Below are 16,936 nucleotides of genomic sequence, written 5' to 3' on the forward strand. Positions count from 1 at the left end.
GAATCGTTTCAATTTCACACCAATTCAGCAAGGGACCGTGCTTTCTGGTACTCCCGGGTCTTTGATTTTTGCAAAATCAGATGTTCAATGATGTTTTGAAAACTTATAACACCTATGAAATGGTCTCCTTCCATTACAGGGTATATCTTACCCTCATGGGCTGAAAGTTCATCCATCACCTCTAAAACAGGTTTGGAAGCATCATAGAATAGCGTATTTTCTTTCATTACCTCACTTACAGTAGTGTCATATTTCATTTCTGCAACTGCCTTTATGATCTCCATACGATTTACTATTCCAACAGGCCAATTGTCATCCATTACAATGAAATAGCGGCTGTGATTTTGCGCAAGTAAATTAGCGGCTTCATTAATCGTAGTACTGACATTCATATTATTGTAGTCATACATTACCACATCCCGTACAAATATGCCTTTTACTAATTCATTTATATTAAAATAAGATGCCTCGTCTGATGCAAATGCAAGAATATAAAGCCCTAACAGGGAGACAAAAAAGTTGTAGCTAAACAGCCCTGTTATTATAAGCAGAAATGCTACAATGCGGCCAGTATGACCAACTATGGCAGTAGCCCTTATATAGTTGTACTTAAACCCGAGCAAGGCCCTGAAAACTCTTCCACCATCAAGAGGAAACGCTGGTATGAGATTAATGACGGCAATGGCAATATTGAGTACGCCAAGGCTGTAAATAAAATTAGATGAGTCAATAATACCAGTATATGCCCTCATATCATTTAATGAAAAGGGTAGCCCGGAAAACAAAACAAGGGTTGATCCTATTAAAGTACTAACAAATACTCCGGCTAAACTGATTGGCAATTCCTGGCCCGGATTATCTGGTAATTTATCAATGCTTGCTATTCCGCCTACAGGATAGAAAGTGATCCATCTTGCATTAATGCCAAACTGGGCACCTACCAATGCATGTCCAACTTCATGCAAGACCAGGCTGAAAAAAATTGCAATAAAGAAAAGCAATGACCAAAGCATTTGACCAGGGTGAAGGCCGGAATAGATGTTCATAACAATCAACCACCCAATTAATAACAGAAAAGTAAAGTGAACAGAGATCACAACACTTTTAATGGAACATAACCTGATGGAGCCTTTCATAAAATAAGCTTTGTTTTGAAAAAAAGCCCCGCCGCATAGGGGCGACAGGGCTGTTCTGTAGGGTATAAGCCATACGGTAGATGGCCTTCTAATGAACAGCAATTTGTTTTGTTGCTGTTAATTTCTTTGAATTCTCTTTCCTTGGTAATGCAAGGATCAAAACTCCGTTTTCATATTTAGCATCAATGGCTTCCTGTTTTACATCCTCAGGAAGAGTAAAACTGCGTGAAAAAGAAGTGTAGTTATATTCCTTGCGTGTTACCATTTCATCCTTTTCTTCTTTCTTTTCTTCTTTCTCTGAGCTTATAGTTAGCATATTGCCTTCTACATTGATCTTGAAATCTTCTTTCTTTAATCCTGGAGCTGCCAATGACATTTCATAATGATCTTTTTTTTCAGTTATGTTAACTGCTGGAAGAGTCATCATTTTATTGGCAAATTCGTTATTATCAAACCATTCATTCCATGGTCTGAAGAAGTCATCAAAAATGGATGGTGTCATGCTCAATCTGGTTAAGGCTCTGCTTGACATAGTAATAATTTTAATGTTACTGAATCATTTTTTACATATCAAATCTATGCTTGCAGCATGCGCTATTCAAAGACGGTGGTCAGCATTTCTTATGAGTGTGGTCAGTAATTATTTTGGTTCATAATAAATTGGAAATTACGGCATAATACTTCTCTTTTTAAGCCATTTTTCAGCTTCCACAGCATGGAATATTAATGCTGCTGCTACCAGGCAAAGAGATAATTCTTTGAAAGAAAGTGGTTGTGTTTTAAAAATATTATTTGCAGCAGGCAAATAGATTACCACTAGCTGTAAAATGAATGTCAATACCAGGACCCAGGTTAAATTTTTATTTGAAAACAATCCTTTTTTGTATATGAATTCGTTGTCACTTCGGATAGCAAACACATGAGCTAATTGTGCAAGTGACAGCACTGTAAAGACCATAGTCTGCCAATGTGAATTTTGCTGATGTAGTGCCCATGCCTGAATTCCCAATGTAACAAAAGACATTAGTAAACCTACCCATATAATATGGCGTGTTATCCCTTCAGCAAATAAACTTTCATTCGTGGGCCTTGGAGGTCGCTGCATAATATTTTTTTCTGCTTTTTCAGATGACAAAGCAAGGCCTGGCAACCCATCAGTAACTAAGTTGATCCATAAGATATGAATAGGTAATAATGGTATAGGCAGCCCAAATAATGGCGCAAGAAAAATGGTCCAGATCTCGGCACCATTACAGGTCATGATGTATTTTACAAACTTGCGTATATTATCATATATCCTTCTTCCTTCTTTTACTGCTTTTACAATAGACGCAAAATTATCATCAAGCAGTATCATATCAGCGGCCTCTTTACTGACATCTGTTCCTGTTATGCCCATTGCTATTCCAATATTTGCCTTCTTTAAAGATGGAGCATCATTAACCCCATCCCCTGTCATCGCCACAAAATGTGACCGTTTTTGTAATGCTTTTACAATTTTCAATTTCTGCTCAGGCGTAACCCTGGCATATACAGTGATATTCTCCACTCTTTGCTCATATTCCTTCTCATTCAACCTGGACAATTCTTCCCCCGTCATAACCATATCCTTATCCGAATTCAGTCCAATTGCCTGAGCAATAGCAACTGCAGTTTCTCTATGATCTCCCGTAATCATGACAGGCACTATTCCAGCATTATAACATTCCTTAATGGCTTCAGGAATCTCTTCCCTGTGAGGATCAATCAATCCAATGATACCAGCCATCAAAAGATCTCTTTCAATTAAATTATAATCCAATGGTTCAGAAATAGAATCCATTATGCGATAAGCATAACATAAAACCCTTATTCCCTTTGAAGCCATTTCATTAGCTTGAGATAAATAATAGTTTAGTTTGTGATGAACATCCATTCGCCCGGTAATAGATTCAACTGCACCTTTGGTTATTACAAGGTATTGTTTCCCAAAACTGTGAATGGTGGTCATACATTTCCTATCTGAATCAAAGGGCAGTTCCATTACCCTTGGAAACTGAGTATGCAGGCTATTATAATCATCATTTGAATAATGATCTTTAAAATATTTAACTATTGCAACTTCAGTGGGATCACCAATGAAATCATATTGAGTTGAAATCCTGACATCATGGTTCAAAGCAATTGCAACATTCAATAAGGGCAAATGTTCTTTTCCAAGATGAACATTTGTAAAAGAAAATACTTCCACGACAGTCATACTATTCTGTGTGAGTGTACCCGTTTTATCAGAGCAGATATAGGTAACTGAGCCAAGGGTTTCCACTGCAGCTAACTTTCTGATAAGAACATTATTTAAAACAAGCCGTTTAGCGCCACGTGCAAGTGCAATTGTAATCAATGCAGGCAACGCCTCAGGAATGGCAGCTACAGCAAGCGAGATGGCAACAAGCAACATCCTAATTGGTTCTTCGCCTCCAAGGAAACCTACCACAAACAGAATAATACAGATCAACAGGATCAGGTAAGACAACTTTTTCCCGAAATCTGCCATGCGTAGTTGCAAGGGAGTAGGCAGTTCTTTATCTTTCAACATCTGGGCTATCTTACCTATTTCTGTATTCATACCCGTAGCTACCACAATCCCTTTTCCTCTTCCATTAATAACCTGAGTTCCTTTAAAAGCCATATTATACTGATCTCCTAGTGATAGATCATTTTTAGCGATGGGTTTCGTGATTTTGTCTACAGGTACAGACTCCCCTGTCAGGCTTGATTCCATAATTCTCAATGAATGAGCAGAAAGTAGCCGCATATCAGCAGGTATTGTATTTCCTGCTTCCAGCAATACAATATCCCCGGGTACAATTTGATCGGAAGGAATAATAAAAGTGATGCAATCTCGCATAACAGTAGCATGTGAGGCTGCCATTTTCCGTAAGGCTTCCATTGCCTTCTCAGCCTTGTACTCCTGCACAAACCCAACAATGGCATTTAATAATACTATTACTAGAATAATGATAGTATCTGCTTTATCTCCTATTATTCCAGAAATAATGGCAGCAGCAATCAATATCAAAATCATGAAATCCTTGAACTGAGAAAGGAAAAAATACCAGGCTGGCCTTATTTCCTTTTCTTCAAGTGAATTAGGCCCACTTTCTATTAATCGCTTCCCTGCTATTATTGTTGAAAGACCTTCCGCAGAAGAGTTTTGGTGTTTGAGAACAGTATCAATTTCTAAATTATACCATTTCATCTTATGGCCTTGTAGCTTATGGGAATAAAAGCTATTATTAGCATCAGGCAATACATTAAGTTAAAGCAATTTTGTAATTGTAAAATGATCTATTGAAATTATTTGAGTGCCAGGGCAACCCTTGCGGATCTATTGTATTTAATATCCTCTTTCTTAGATGAAGTTTTTGCAATTCCAGTTCATCACGAAAGTTTTTAATCAATAGCTTCTCCGCAAAAGGTAAATGTGGTTTAAACTCATGATCTACATACTCCAATGCTACACAGATATCCTGGAATTCCCCTAAAAGAACAGTAAAGCTAGATATCTGCTTTTTTTTCTGAATAATAAAGGGAAGCAATGGAGCAATAAAGGGTTTAATAAGCTTCCAATTATAAAGAATATCCTTTAAAAATTTACGCAACTGGTGCAGATCATTATCTTCAAAATGCTCTATGAATAACAGATTTTGTAATAATCCTGCCTGGTGAAATGCATATACTTCTATTTTATGCTTTTCAAGTTGATCCAGGGCATTATTTACTTTATTAATTTCCGATGTTTTGCAAGCTTTCTTATGCTTGTACTTTCCTGCTTTTTTAGTGTATGCCTGCTTCATTGATCCGATAAAAGAAATGTAATACTTTGGCCACACCTTAGATTTGAAGGAAAAGCTTATTACCTTTTCCAGTAGCAATTCAAGATTTCTTATATTACCTGTTTGCTTATAAAGACCTTTTAGTCCATTTGGAATTCTAAAGGTCAATCCCTGTTTATTGTAAAATATTAACCTGGTCAGTGCACGAAATTTTTTTAGCTCCACACGGAATTGGTGTACATCTTCCCTATTAAAATCCTTAACTGCTTTTATATAATACTTTTCTAGCTTTTTTAAAGGGCTTTTCATATATCATGAAAATTAGCCTGCTATAAAAGAACAGTAAGCTTTTGTTCAGCTGCAATAATATTTTGAATTCCTTTCAAAAAAGCATCAGGATTAAAAGAAATACTATCGATGCCTTTCCTTACAAGAAATTGTGCAAATTGCGGGATATCGCTTGGGGCCTGCCCACATAATCCTACCTTAACACGGCAATATTTCGCTTTATCTATCATCAAAGTTATCATCATTTTCACAGCATCATCCTGTTCATCAAAAATCTCACTTACTAATTCCGAATCCCTGTCTACTCCCAGGGTTAATTGCGTGAGATCATTAGAACCTATTGAGAAGCCATCAAATAATTCAGCGAATTTATCAGCCAATAAAACATTACTGGGTATTTCTGCCATCATAAATATTTGTAAAGAATGGTCTTTATTTCTATCCAATCCATTCGCCATCATAACATCCAAAACCTTGTGGGCTTCCTGTATAGTTCTGCAAAAAGGAACCATCAATTTTATATTGCTCAGTCCCATATCATTTCTTACTTTTTTGATGGCCTGGCATTCTAAATTAAACCCTTCCTTATACAATGGGTGATAGTATCTTGAAGCACCCCGAAATCCAATCATCGGATTTTCTTCATGCGGCTCAAATTCTTTACCACCTATAAGATTTGCATATTCATTTGATTTGAAATCACTCAATCGAACTATTACATCTTTAGGATAAAAAGCCGCAGCAATGGTTGCAATGCCCTGGGACAATTTATCAACAAAGTATTTTTTCTTATCCTTATAGGAAGAAGTCAGCTCTTCAATCTGCTTTCGGGCTATATCATCTGTCAACTTATCAAAGTGTATCAATGCCATAGGATGTACTTTGATAAAATGATTGATTATGAACTCCAGCCGCATCAATCCTACTCCATCGTTGGGATAAAATGATAGTTTGAAAGCCTGGTCAGGGTCACCAACTATTAACATTGGCTTTGTTACCTTAGGTTTCTTAATATTTGAAAAATCAGTTTCTTTTATCCTGTAGCCAATCTTCCCTTTATAGATATATCCGGTTTTACCCTCACAGCATGATATAGTTATTTCATCACCATCCCTAATGATTTCTGTAGCATTTCCACAACCAACAATGGCCGGCACACCCAGTTCACGAGCAACTATGGATGCATGACTTGTCCTTCCTCCCTTATTTGTTACGATAGCGGCACATTTTTGTAATAATGGATCCCAATCAGGACTAGTAACATCTGTAATAAGTATCTCTCCTTTCTTAAGTTTATCCATCTCTTTTGGTGACTGCAAAACTCTTGCAATACCTGTTGCCACTTTAGAGCCTATAGCATTCCCACTGCATAGCACTTCACTTTTATAAAGCAATTTATATTCACTGAATAGCATGGGATTAATTAATGAATGCACAGTCTCTGGCCTGGCCTGGATTATAAATATTTCACCGGATAAGCCATCTTTTGCCCATTCAATATCCATTGGCTTTTGATAATGATCCTCAATTATCAAGGCCCAATTAGCCAGTTTTGTTATTTCAATATCATCCAGTATATATTCATTACGCCTGGCAACAGGAGTTTCTACATTAATAGTACCAGCCCCTTGGGTTTCACCATATACCATAGTTAATTCCTTTGTTCCCAATTTCTTTTGGATGATGCCGTTTTTCCCATTCCTTAGCGAGGTTTTAAAAACATAATATTCATCCGGGGTTACGGTTCCCTGTACCAGGTTTTCACCCAATCCCCACACACCACTTAAATGGATAACATTCCTAAAACCAGATTCAGGATCCAGTGTGAACCCAACGCCAGAAGATGCCTTATCAGAACGAACCATTTTCTGCACGCCAACAGATAAATAAACCTTACTATGGACAAACCCTTTATCCTCCCTGTATTTTATGGCCCTATCAGTATATAGCGATGCGTAGCATTTTTTAATAGCCATAAGCAGATTATTGGCACCCTTCACATTTAAATAGGATTCATGCTGGCCAGCAAAACTCGCCTGGGGAAGGTCCTCGGCGGTCGCACTGCTACGGACAGCAACAGTAGTTTCAGCCCCCAAAATATTATAAGCTTCTACTATTTCATCTTTAAGATCTTTTGGCAATTCCCCATCCATTATCAACTTTCTTGCACTGGCACCGGTTTCTTTAAGATTAGAAAATAACGTCCTGTCAAGGCCTGTTATAATATTCTCAAGCCTGGCAGCTAATTGATTGTATTCAAGGAAAGCCTCAAAGGCAAACGCGGTTGTAGCAAAACCAGGAGGCACTTTAATTCCTTTGGTCGAAAGCTTATTATACATCTCTCCCAACGAAGCATTTTTACCGCCAACAATTGAAACATCATTGATCAGTATTTCTTCAAATTTTTTTATAAAAGGTTTCATTTGATTAACATTTATAGAGCATTAAATCTTCTTTAGGATAGTCCTGGCATCAAAAAAACATCTTACCTCTTCATCATGAAAATAGATTTACAAACTTTGTACATTATATGGGCTTTAGTTTTGGCGATAGGGTTTCTCCACCAGTTAAAACCACCCACCTATTTCCAATGTAATGGTAAATCCGGGCAACCAACCCAAAGTTGTTCCAAAGGTCCTCTTCCACTGTTTCTACTCTATACCATGATTTAATAGTACAAATCCCCGGATCATGTTTCTTTCTGATAGTTTCAACACGCACATTGGGGGCAAGAGGGAATAGTAGGTGATAATCCTTTATTGACCTATACCGTCGGTCATAAAATTCAATTTTCAAAAAGGGGAAGCTTTCATTGAAATTTTCCTGTAGATCTCCTATTGTTTTATTATCATCAATTTCTAAAAGCACATCATTGTTATTTATTGTGAGCAATAAATAGTGGCAACTTCAAATGGTTTAGTAAAACATCTGCCATACTTTGCCTGAATAATCTTGACATCCGGCTTCTTCGATAAGCTCCAAGTACTACTAGAGATTCTTTTTTTTGATGGGCCAGGTAACTGACTATTTTATCTTCAATAAATCCCTTTATGACCACATAGGTTGCTTTGGGGTAATGCCTTTTCATAAATTCCTTCATCAATTTGTTCTCTGGCAGATGAAGGGATTCATCCTCCCCCTTGGCACAGAGAAATTCAATATCAAAATTTTTAAATCCAGGCATCAAATAACTAAACATTTTTACTGCATGAACTGACGAGGGTTCTCCATCGTATAAGAAAACAATGTTTTCTACCGGTTTATAACTTGATGGCACTACAAGAACAGGACACTGAACATCCGTAAGCAGGTCCCGTATAAAACGTGTTGGTGGAATTTCTTCAAACCTTGTCATAGTTTCTTTACTATCGACAATGAGCAAGTCGGCATAAATTGATTCATGCAGCAGTTCTTGTAAAGCCACATTTTTATCCCTGTGTATTGAATAATTCACCCCAGCCTGTTGACAGTCCCTTACAAAGTTTTCGGCTGCCTGGTTTCTTGCGTCTTTATCTTTCTGATTTAATTCCTCAAGGTGATCATCAAAGGAACCCGCATATTTTGTTAATTCAGCCACACTGTAACTATGCCTGGTTACATCATCCAGTAGTATACCAACCAGGTGTGCTTCCATATGCTTAGCCATAAAAATGGAATAGTCTTTAGTACTTTCAGAGAAACTTAATCCATCAAAAGCTGCAATAATTTTTTTCATAACATATGTTTATATATGTGTAATAAATAGTGGCAGATCTACCATGCGAAATAGTAGTTCTGCAGCGCTTTTTTTAAACAAATTAGAAAGCATACTTCGCCCATAAGCACCCATAACTATCAACATACCTGTTTTATTGAAAAAGTATTTAAATAACTCTTCCTCAGGATTTCCTTTCAAATCTTTTGAATGAACAGAAGAAAAATGACAACGCAGCAGATCTATTAGTTTCTTTTTAGAGTCATTGTATTCCACTGCCTTTTTATGGTCCACTTCTAATAACGTAACCTTTTTGTTGTTATAAAATGAAAACAGGTAAGTGAATTGCTTAATAGCAAAGACAGCTGATGCGCTACCATCGTAACAAAAGACTACTTCCTTAATTTCTTCAAACCTGCCAGGGGTTAGTAAAACAGGACATTCTGCATGAAGAAGCACTTCCCTGGTGAAATGTGAGGGAAGATCTTCCTCCTTATTCTGAAAGCTAAGGGCCGGGTCAATTATAAGAAGATCTGAAAACCGACTTTCAAAGATTATTTCCTGGATAGGTTCACCTTTATCCTGGTATAGCTCATAACTCACACCATTCTTTTCGCACTGCTCTTTGAATATGCGAATGCATAAGTCAATATCTGTTATTATCCCTCCTTTAATAAGGGTACTTTCTGAAATTGTTGCAGCAGAAACCTCGTATACGGGTTCATCAGATGAAGGGATGTATTCGAAATATACATTTTCAACAAACACACCGGTAAGTTTCGAACCTGCATCCTTTGCAATATCACTCGCAAACCGGATAACTTGTACATCTGGCTTGTGAGCATTAATGACAAGTAAAATCTTTTCCATAAAACCGCTTTAACCAAATCTAATCTTCCAACCCTATTCATTCATATGACCATCATTACACGCTTTTGTGACAGCCGTCATTTACGGAAGCGAGTTGTATTTTATCGCTTTCTGAATATTATTATTCATCATATAATAAATGCTTAATTGATGAGCTTATTATTATCCATTTGCTTGTCTTATTTGAACTTTTGAAAGTATGTGACCTTGGTATAACAGGAAAACCAGTCAGGACATCGCTTTGCACACCTTAACATCCCTGTAAAGTCTTAAACAGTGCACTATTATTATCTTTGCGGGCTTGTTAGCTTTTATTTAGGCTAATATCTAATAAATTATGAGCAGGAAAGGAAAAGTATTAGTTGCTATGAGCGGAGGTATTGATAGTACCGTCACGGCATTAATGCTTCATAATGAAGGTTATGAGGTAGTAGGCATAACCATGAAAACATGGGACTATGCGGCAAGTGGAGGATCAAAAAAAGAAACAGGCTGCTGTAACCTGGATAGTTTTAATGATGCCCGTATGGCAGCGGTGCAGCATGGATTTCCACACTATATACTAGATATAAGGGATGAGTTTGGAAGTTTCGTTGTTGAGAATTTTGTCAACGAATACATTGCAGGAAGGACTCCAAACCCCTGCGTCCTTTGTAATACTCATATTAAATGGAGGGCATTATTAAAACGTGCGGATGCTTTGGGTTGCGATTTTATAGCTACAGGGCATTATGCCTCAGTATACCAACATGAAAATGGCAGATATGTGGTTACAAAAGGTGTTGATGAAACCAAAGACCAGAGTTATGTGCTTTGGGGTTTACAGCAGGATCTTTTAAGCAGGACTCTTTTGCCTTTAGGCGGTTATAGAAAAACACAAATCAGGCAAATGGCTCTTGATTTTGGCTACCCTGAACTTGCTAAAAAAAGCGAGAGCTACGAGATTTGTTTTGTTCCGGATAATGATTATCGGGGCTTTCTAAAGCGAAAAATTGAAGGATTGGAGGATCGTGTGAATGGTGGGCATTTCGTTGATAAAGATGGTAAGATACTTGGTCAACATAAAGGTTACCCCTTTTATACAATTGGTCAGCGCAAAGGTCTTGATATAACTTTTGGGAAGCCAGTCTATGTAACTGCTATTGATCCTGATACAAATACAGTAATTTTAGGAGATGAGGAAGACCTCGAAAAAGAACAAATGAATGTAACTGGCATCAACTGGATAAAATACCCAGGCCTTGATGTTGAGAAGGATGTTATAACAAAAATCCGCTATAAGGATAAAGGAACTTACTCTACAATTATTCCAGAAGAAAACGGTGTTTCGGTTCGCTTTTATGAAAAAGCAAAAGGAATAGCTCCGGGGCAAAGCGCTGTATTCTACGAAGGCGATGACGTTATTGGAGGTGGTATCATTCAGCGTGAATTGAAAATTCAGTAATATTAGCAGCTTTTCTAAGCTATTTTACCTTAACCAACATTCCCCAAAGGCTTGCCAACTTCATTGTTTTTTATTAGTTTTAGCCTTGGTATATCTACTGGTTAATAGCCAGGGATAGCTTATGAATCCATATAACTTATGAGAGCAAATCTTACTTACTGCTTTAGTATTGCCATTCTGACTTTTACAATTTTTAGCTGCAAAAAAGAATCTGAAGTTTTAGATGGCCATGATTATGAAACTGACCGCCTGACTGAAGTCCTCCCTTTACAAGTAGGTAAAACAATTACCTACCAAACAGATTCGCTGGTTTTCACCAATTTTAATAGGAATGAAGAGATCCATTCATATATTGAAAAAGACACTATTGATGATAAGTTCATGGACGCAATGGGCCGGACAAGTTACCGGGTAACAAGATTTATGCAGGATATCAATGGTACCAAACCAAGGTTTAGCAGCGGAACTTTTTTCATCACTCCTACTGCCTCAACAGTTGAAATTAACGATAATAACCTTCGTTTTGTTAAACTTGCTTTACCATTACGGGAGGGTACTACCTGGAATGGCAATCTCTACTTGCCAGATGAGCCTTACAGTACCATGTATAACTTTAGTAATGATAACAGGATGGATATATGGGCTTACACTTATTCTAAAGTAAACGATGTTTTTACCTATAACTCTACAGCTTTGAATAATGTAGTAACAGTAACAGGAATAGACTATTCAAACCTTGCTGATACTGTTACGGTTGCTGAAAATGCTGTCAATGTATCTGGAAAAACGACCGTATATCTAAGGGGAACTGCAACCGATTCTATACGGGTTTCTGCTGCAACCCCAACTCCTAATACTTCCATACTGGCATTGTATAACAGGACCAATCAACCACTGACATTGAATGGCATAGCTGTACCAGCAGGCCAGGGCAGAACGTATGAATTTGTAAACGGCAACTGGACATATGGAACAAAAGACAATAATGGCAATAGAATTGATGTATTAAATCCAGAACTGCCTTTTGGCTCCAGGTCTTTAATGATTGATAAATATGCTCCAGGTATTGGTCTTGTGTACCAGGAATACGTATTATGGGAATATCAGTACAAGATCACTAATGGCAGTGATGACGGCACTAAAACTGGTTTTGGTGTAAAGAGAAGAATGATCAATCATAATTGAAATGAAAAAAATTGCCCTGTGTTTATTGGTAGCCCTTATTATAACACAATTATCAAAGGCTCAATCTACCAGGTTTGTAATAGAATTTAAAAATAAAGGCAACAATCCCTTCTCAATTAGTAATCCTTCTGTTTATCTCTCTGAAAGAGCTTTAGAAAGAAGATCAAAGTATGGAATTGCAATAGATAGTTCGGATCTTCCAGTAACCCCAGCATATTTAGATAGCATTAAGCTGGTAGGAAATGTAACTATATTGAATGTATCTAAGTGGCTTAACTCTGTAAGTATTCAAACCACCGATGCTACTGCATTAGTGAAAATACATAACTTCCCTTTTGTAAAAAGCTCCCAACCTGTTGGGGCCAGATTTTCAGCAGGTCGTATCAAACCTGAAAACACCTTGGAAACCCCATCAATTTCTCAAAGAGAAAATGGGATATCTGCGGATCATTATGATTATGGCGCATCCCAGGCACAGGTGCATATTCATAATGGTCAGTTTCTGCACAACATAGGTTTACATGGTGAGAACATGATCATTGGAATGCTAGATGCAGGTTATTTGAATTACCTGAATGTTAAAGCCTTTGATAGTGTTCGGGCAAACGGACAAATATTAGGCACCTGGGATTTTGTAGCCAGGGAAGCCAGCGTAAATGAAGACAACCAACATGGAATGGAATGCTTCTCTACTATTGCAGCTAACATTCCAGGCCAATTTGTAGGCACAGCTCCAAAAGCTTCTTTCTATCTTTTCAGAAGCGAAGATGCCACTTCTGAGAATCTTATTGAAGAACACAATTGGGTATGTGCAGCAGAAAGACTTGACAGTGCCGGAGGTGATTTGATCTCCTCATCCCTAGGCTACTCACAATTTGATAATCCTGCATTTGATCACACATATGCTGACATGAATGGCAATACTACTATGGCAGCTATTGGAGCTGATATGGCGGCAAAAAAGGGAATTCTGGTTGTTAATTCAGCAGGAAATGAAGGAGCTGGCACTTGGGGAAAGATCACCACTCCAGCTGATGGAGATAGTGTGATGGCTGTAGGAGCAGTTACTGCCTCAGGATTGCCAGCCAGTTTTACCAGCAGAGGGCCTTCCTCCGATGGGCAAGTAAAACCAGATGTAGCTTCGGTAGGCGTAGCTACAGTAATTCAACTTCCAAACAATACAATAGGCACTGGAAATGGTACCTCATTTGCCTGTCCAAATCTAGCCGGGCTTACGGCTTGTCTATGGCAGGGATTTCCAGAATTTAATAATATCCAGATCATAGATGCACTACGGCGCTCAGGTAGCAGGGCCTCTAATCCAAATGATACAATTGGGTTTGGCATTCCGGATATGACAAAGGCAACCTTATTGCTATTAAATGAATTGGCTACATCTTCGGTGCAGTTGAACGGTTGCAAAGCCAGGATAAGCTGGACAAGTAAGGATATTGCTCCAATGAAATATGAAATAGAAAGAAGATTTTCAGGACAAAACAACTTTATTAAAATAGGGGAAGTCAGAGCCTCAAATAAAACTTTCAGCACCCAAACAAATGAGTTTGAAGACGACCTGGGAGATCTGCCGGCGGGGCTTTTAACCTACAGGATTAAACAAATGGTTGATAGTTCTTCCAATGGTTTAAAAGGTGGTTATATTGACACAACTTCTGTAGATATACCAGGTAACTGTTTTTCTGGCCAGAACAGTTTTACAATTGCACCCAATCCTACCAAAGGACCCCTTACCATAAAATTAACGACACCGACAGTATCTCAAAATATAACAATAAGGATCTCTAATTCTATAGGTCAATTGGTGTTTGAAAGAAAAACAACGAAATCCAATGGATTGGCGATTTTTGAAATACCTGTATTTTATTTGGCGTCAGGTAAATATTATATTACCGTATATGACAGTAATACAAGAATTGGAACCATGCAATTCATCAAACTATAATGTAAATAAAGCGGTAAACAAGGTATCAGCACTTTTATCATAACCAATAAAATATTGTTGACACAACAACTTTAAAGAACTATGACTTTGGAGGAACTGTACAATATCTTCGTTTTCATTTTCAAATACTGAACAGGTTATATACAAAAAGTACCCTCCTTTTCTAACTGATTTACTGGAATTTAATGAAATACTTTTTTGAAGTTTGTTATAATGGTCAATTGTTTCTTCTTTGAAAAAAGCCAGCTGCTCTGGTGTTCGGCTCCAGGTTCCGGATCCACTACACGGAGCGTCACAGATCACAAGATCAAATGTCTTATTAAGAATAAATGTTGGTTGGGTTAGATCGGCGTCAAAAGAATGGTAGTCTTTGATTCCTGCCTGACTAAAACGTTGATGCAAGTTTCTTAATATTGTTTCCCTAATATCAGAAACAGTTAATTCCACCTGCGGATACATATCTTTTAGCAAAATAGATTTTCCTCCACTAGCGGCACAGCAATCCCATGCACCAAAAGGCCGATCACTCTGAATATATCCAGGCAAAATATCTAACACTTTTTGAGAGTTGAGATCCTGGATAACAGCATCCCGATTTAAGTGAATTGCAGCATCGACTTTTGAACTATTAGCAATAGCAAGGCAACTATCATTTACTCTATTATATTGAATAGCTGCCGCTTTCAACTTTTGCTCGACAACATCAATTTTTCCTGGCCGAACCCTAATGAACAACAAGGGTTGATGGAACATGGAAATTTGAAATACCTCGCGATCGATTTTACTACTTAATTTATGGTGAAGTGGAAAAACTTTAGATAACTCTTCTTTAGCTTGTAGAAAGGAAAACTTTTCATGAGTGTTTAATGTAATATTTTCATTCCATAAGGGCTTTATCTCTTGCAGTACATCATTTGAACTCCTTGAACTCAAAAAAACTCCTATAAGTAACCTATCAATTACTGGTTGTTCCTCAAAAGCCTTTCCTAATCTAAAAAACCCATAACAAAGCTGGCTGATATTCTTCCTGTCTGTAGATCCATATTTTTTATGTTTTGCAAACTGTTTTTTAATAAACGAAGCAAAAGGCTCCTCGCCCTTATACATGGAAACAAATTCTTGTGAAGCATTTAACCAGGAATAGAATCTGCTCATAAGAATAAGAAATGGCTACAAATAGCTTTTAGCAGATTTATTGAAATAAAAATTATAATTCCAATAAAGTTTTTACCGGATCCTTTCCAAATAATAACAATTCAGGATTTTCTAATAATTCTTTTACCCTAACCAGGAATGAAACAGATTCTCTTCCATCAATAATACGGTGGTCGTAACTCAAGGCCAGGTACATCATAGGTCTGATAACTATTTGTTTATCAACCACTACAGCTCTTTCCTCTATTTTATGCATACCTAATATAGCAGATTGGGGAATATTAATTATCGGAGTAGACATCAATGAACCAAATACACCACCATTGGTAATTGTAAAGGTCCCCCCCTGCATTTCCTCCATGCTTAATTTATTATCCCGGGCTTTTGTTGCCAATTCCACAACTTTCTTTTCAATTTCAGCCATGCTTAAACTCTCAGCATTTCTTATTACAGGAACTACCAAACCTTTTGGTGCAGAAACAGCTATGGAAATATCGCAATATTGATGATAGACCAGCGAGTCTCCATCTATATAAGCGTTAACAGCTGGCCATTCCTGTAAAGCAAAGCAAACGGCCTTTGTAAAAAAGCTCATAAACCCAAGACCTACTCCATGTATTTCTTTGAATTTATCTTTATACAGTGTACGAATAGCCATCACCTTGCTCATATCCACTTCATTGAAAGTGGTTAACATGGCAGTTGTATTTTTGGCTTCTACCAACCTCCGGCTTACAGTTTTGCGCAGGTTGCTCATTTTTTCTTTTTTCTCTTCCCTTGTAAAAGCTTCCGTACCAGGCCTTTTACCGGGATGTTCTAAAGCACTTAAAACATCGTCTTTTAAAATCTTTCCATTATACCCACTTGGCTGAATGCTTTTGGGATCTACTTTTTTATCTGCAATGATTGCTGATGCTACCGGGGTTGCTTTTACATCTGCAGGAGCAATTACGGAAGGATGGGAATGAGGTGCAACTTCTGCTGTAGGCTTTGGTTCTCCAGTTGCAACCTTGGTTTCCGGGACAGGTGCAGGTTTTACAACTGTAGCAGGTTTTGCAGATTCTTGCTTTACTGCTGTTTCATCTATCTGAGCTAATACGTCACCAATATTCAAGGTATCACCTTCCTTACCCACAGTTTTCAACAATCCTGCTTTTTCTGCATTGACCTCAAAAGTAGCTTTCTCACTTTCTAATTCAGCTATCACTTCATCACGTTCTACATAGTCACCATCATTTTTTAACCACTTCACCAGGGTCACTTCATTGATAGATTCTCCAACTGTTGGTACTTTAATATCGATCATGATTTCCTTGTTTCAGATGTTTCTTTAAATCCTTAATTATTGGCTGCTTTATGATATATAGCCGGCCAAATCTATTAAACTTC

13 protein-coding genes are annotated in these 16,936 nt (G+C 37.6%); 3 read left to right on the top strand and 10 right to left on the bottom strand.

Annotated features, from left to right (window positions below; translation table 11 throughout):
• Positions 1–14 precede the first annotated feature (14 nt).
• The 8 genes from BUA53_RS03775 to BUA53_RS03810 form a co-directional block, all read right to left on the bottom strand.
• Complete coding sequence (locus BUA53_RS03775) at positions 15–1,136, bottom strand: site-2 protease family protein (RefSeq protein ID WP_072833903.1); 1,122 nt, start codon at positions 1,134–1,136, stop codon at positions 15–17.
• 88 nt (positions 1,137–1,224) lie between these two features.
• Positions 1,225–1,668 carry an Hsp20/alpha crystallin family protein gene (locus BUA53_RS03780; protein ID WP_072833904.1) on the bottom strand — a complete coding sequence of 148 codons (444 nt, stop codon included), beginning with the start codon at positions 1,666–1,668 and terminating at the stop codon, positions 1,225–1,227.
• A 135-nt stretch (positions 1,669–1,803) separates the two neighbouring features.
• Positions 1,804–4,374, bottom strand: a complete 2,571-nt coding sequence (locus tag BUA53_RS03785) for a cation-translocating P-type ATPase (RefSeq protein ID WP_072833905.1) — start codon at positions 4,372–4,374, stop codon at positions 1,804–1,806.
• 55 nt (positions 4,375–4,429) lie between these two features.
• A complete protein-coding gene (locus BUA53_RS03790; RefSeq protein ID WP_072833906.1) occupies positions 4,430–5,260 on the bottom strand; it encodes a CHAD domain-containing protein in 831 nt (276 codons plus the stop codon).
• A gap of 20 nt (positions 5,261–5,280) precedes the next feature.
• Positions 5,281–7,662 carry a phosphoenolpyruvate synthase gene (gene ppsA, locus BUA53_RS03795; RefSeq protein ID WP_072833907.1) on the bottom strand — a complete coding sequence of 794 codons (2,382 nt, stop codon included), beginning with the start codon at positions 7,660–7,662 and terminating at the stop codon, positions 5,281–5,283.
• A 103-nt stretch (positions 7,663–7,765) separates the two neighbouring features.
• Positions 7,766–8,131, bottom strand: coding sequence for a hypothetical protein (locus BUA53_RS03800; protein WP_072833908.1), 366 nt, complete (start codon positions 8,129–8,131; stop codon positions 7,766–7,768).
• Positions 8,115–8,954, bottom strand: coding sequence for a universal stress protein (locus BUA53_RS03805; protein ID WP_072833909.1), 840 nt, complete (start codon positions 8,952–8,954; stop codon positions 8,115–8,117). The genes BUA53_RS03800 and BUA53_RS03805 overlap by 17 nt, the downstream gene beginning before the upstream one ends.
• 9 nt (positions 8,955–8,963) lie before the next feature.
• On the bottom strand, positions 8,964–9,803 hold the full coding sequence (locus BUA53_RS03810; protein ID WP_072833910.1) for a universal stress protein: 840 nt from the start codon (positions 9,801–9,803) through the stop codon (positions 8,964–8,966).
• Positions 9,804–10,140: 337 nt separating this feature from the next.
• On the opposite strand from BUA53_RS03810, the gene mnmA reads away from it, so the two are divergent.
• The 3 genes from mnmA (at position 10,141) to BUA53_RS03825 (ending at position 14,392) form a co-directional block, all read left to right on the top strand.
• Positions 10,141–11,247 (top strand): tRNA 2-thiouridine(34) synthase MnmA, encoded by a 1,107-nt coding sequence (gene mnmA / locus BUA53_RS03815; protein WP_072833911.1) that lies wholly within the window; start codon positions 10,141–10,143, stop codon positions 11,245–11,247.
• Between the two features lie 138 nt (positions 11,248–11,385).
• A complete protein-coding gene (locus tag BUA53_RS03820; protein ID WP_072833912.1) occupies positions 11,386–12,432 on the top strand; it encodes a hypothetical protein in 1,047 nt (348 codons plus the stop codon).
• Between the two features lies 1 nt (position 12,433).
• Positions 12,434–14,392, top strand: coding sequence for a S8 family serine peptidase (locus BUA53_RS03825; RefSeq protein WP_072833913.1), 1,959 nt, complete (start codon positions 12,434–12,436; stop codon positions 14,390–14,392).
• On the opposite strand, the gene BUA53_RS03830 is transcribed toward BUA53_RS03825, so the two are convergent.
• Positions 14,387–15,547: an RsmB/NOP family class I SAM-dependent RNA methyltransferase gene (locus tag BUA53_RS03830; RefSeq protein WP_072833914.1), complete on the bottom strand. Its 1,161-nt coding sequence runs from the start codon at positions 15,545–15,547 to the stop codon at positions 14,387–14,389. The genes BUA53_RS03825 and BUA53_RS03830 overlap by 6 nt on opposite strands.
• Before the next feature lie 52 nt (positions 15,548–15,599).
• Entirely contained in the window at positions 15,600–16,853 is a 1,254-nt protein-coding gene (gene odhB, locus BUA53_RS03835) for a 2-oxoglutarate dehydrogenase complex dihydrolipoyllysine-residue succinyltransferase (RefSeq protein ID WP_084079795.1), read from the bottom strand.
• Positions 16,854–16,936: the final 83 nt, after the last annotated feature.

The sequence above is a fragment of the Flavisolibacter ginsengisoli DSM 18119 genome, assembly GCF_900129295.1.
In the GTDB taxonomy this organism is placed as follows: Bacteria; Bacteroidota; Bacteroidia; order Chitinophagales; family Chitinophagaceae; genus Flavisolibacter; species Flavisolibacter ginsengisoli.

Bases quoted from the DNA above. Each gene is read 5' to 3' on its own strand.
- BUA53_RS03830 (WP_072833914.1), bottom strand. From the start codon at position 15,547: ATGAGCAGATTCTATTCCTGGTTAAATGCTTCACAAGAATTTGTTTCC.
- BUA53_RS03810 (WP_072833910.1), bottom strand. From the start codon at position 9,803: ATGGAAAAGATTTTACTTGTCATTAATGCTCACAAGCCAGATGTACAA.
- BUA53_RS03820 (WP_072833912.1), top strand. From the start codon at position 11,386: ATGAGAGCAAATCTTACTTACTGCTTTAGTATTGCCATTCTGACTTTT.
- BUA53_RS03775 (WP_072833903.1), bottom strand. From the start codon at position 1,136: ATGAAAGGCTCCATCAGGTTATGTTCCATTAAAAGTGTTGTGATCTCT.
- mnmA (WP_072833911.1), top strand. From the start codon at position 10,141: ATGAGCAGGAAAGGAAAAGTATTAGTTGCTATGAGCGGAGGTATTGAT.
- BUA53_RS03825 (WP_072833913.1), top strand. From the start codon at position 12,434: ATGAAAAAAATTGCCCTGTGTTTATTGGTAGCCCTTATTATAACACAA.
- BUA53_RS03780 (WP_072833904.1), bottom strand. From the start codon at position 1,668: ATGTCAAGCAGAGCCTTAACCAGATTGAGCATGACACCATCCATTTTT.
- BUA53_RS03785 (WP_072833905.1), bottom strand. From the start codon at position 4,374: ATGAAATGGTATAATTTAGAAATTGATACTGTTCTCAAACACCAAAAC.
- odhB (WP_084079795.1), bottom strand. From the start codon at position 16,853: ATGATCGATATTAAAGTACCAACAGTTGGAGAATCTATCAATGAAGTG.
- BUA53_RS03790 (WP_072833906.1), bottom strand. From the start codon at position 5,260: ATGAAAAGCCCTTTAAAAAAGCTAGAAAAGTATTATATAAAAGCAGTT.
- ppsA (WP_072833907.1), bottom strand. From the start codon at position 7,662: ATGAAACCTTTTATAAAAAAATTTGAAGAAATACTGATCAATGATGTT.
- BUA53_RS03805 (WP_072833909.1), bottom strand. From the start codon at position 8,954: ATGAAAAAAATTATTGCAGCTTTTGATGGATTAAGTTTCTCTGAAAGT.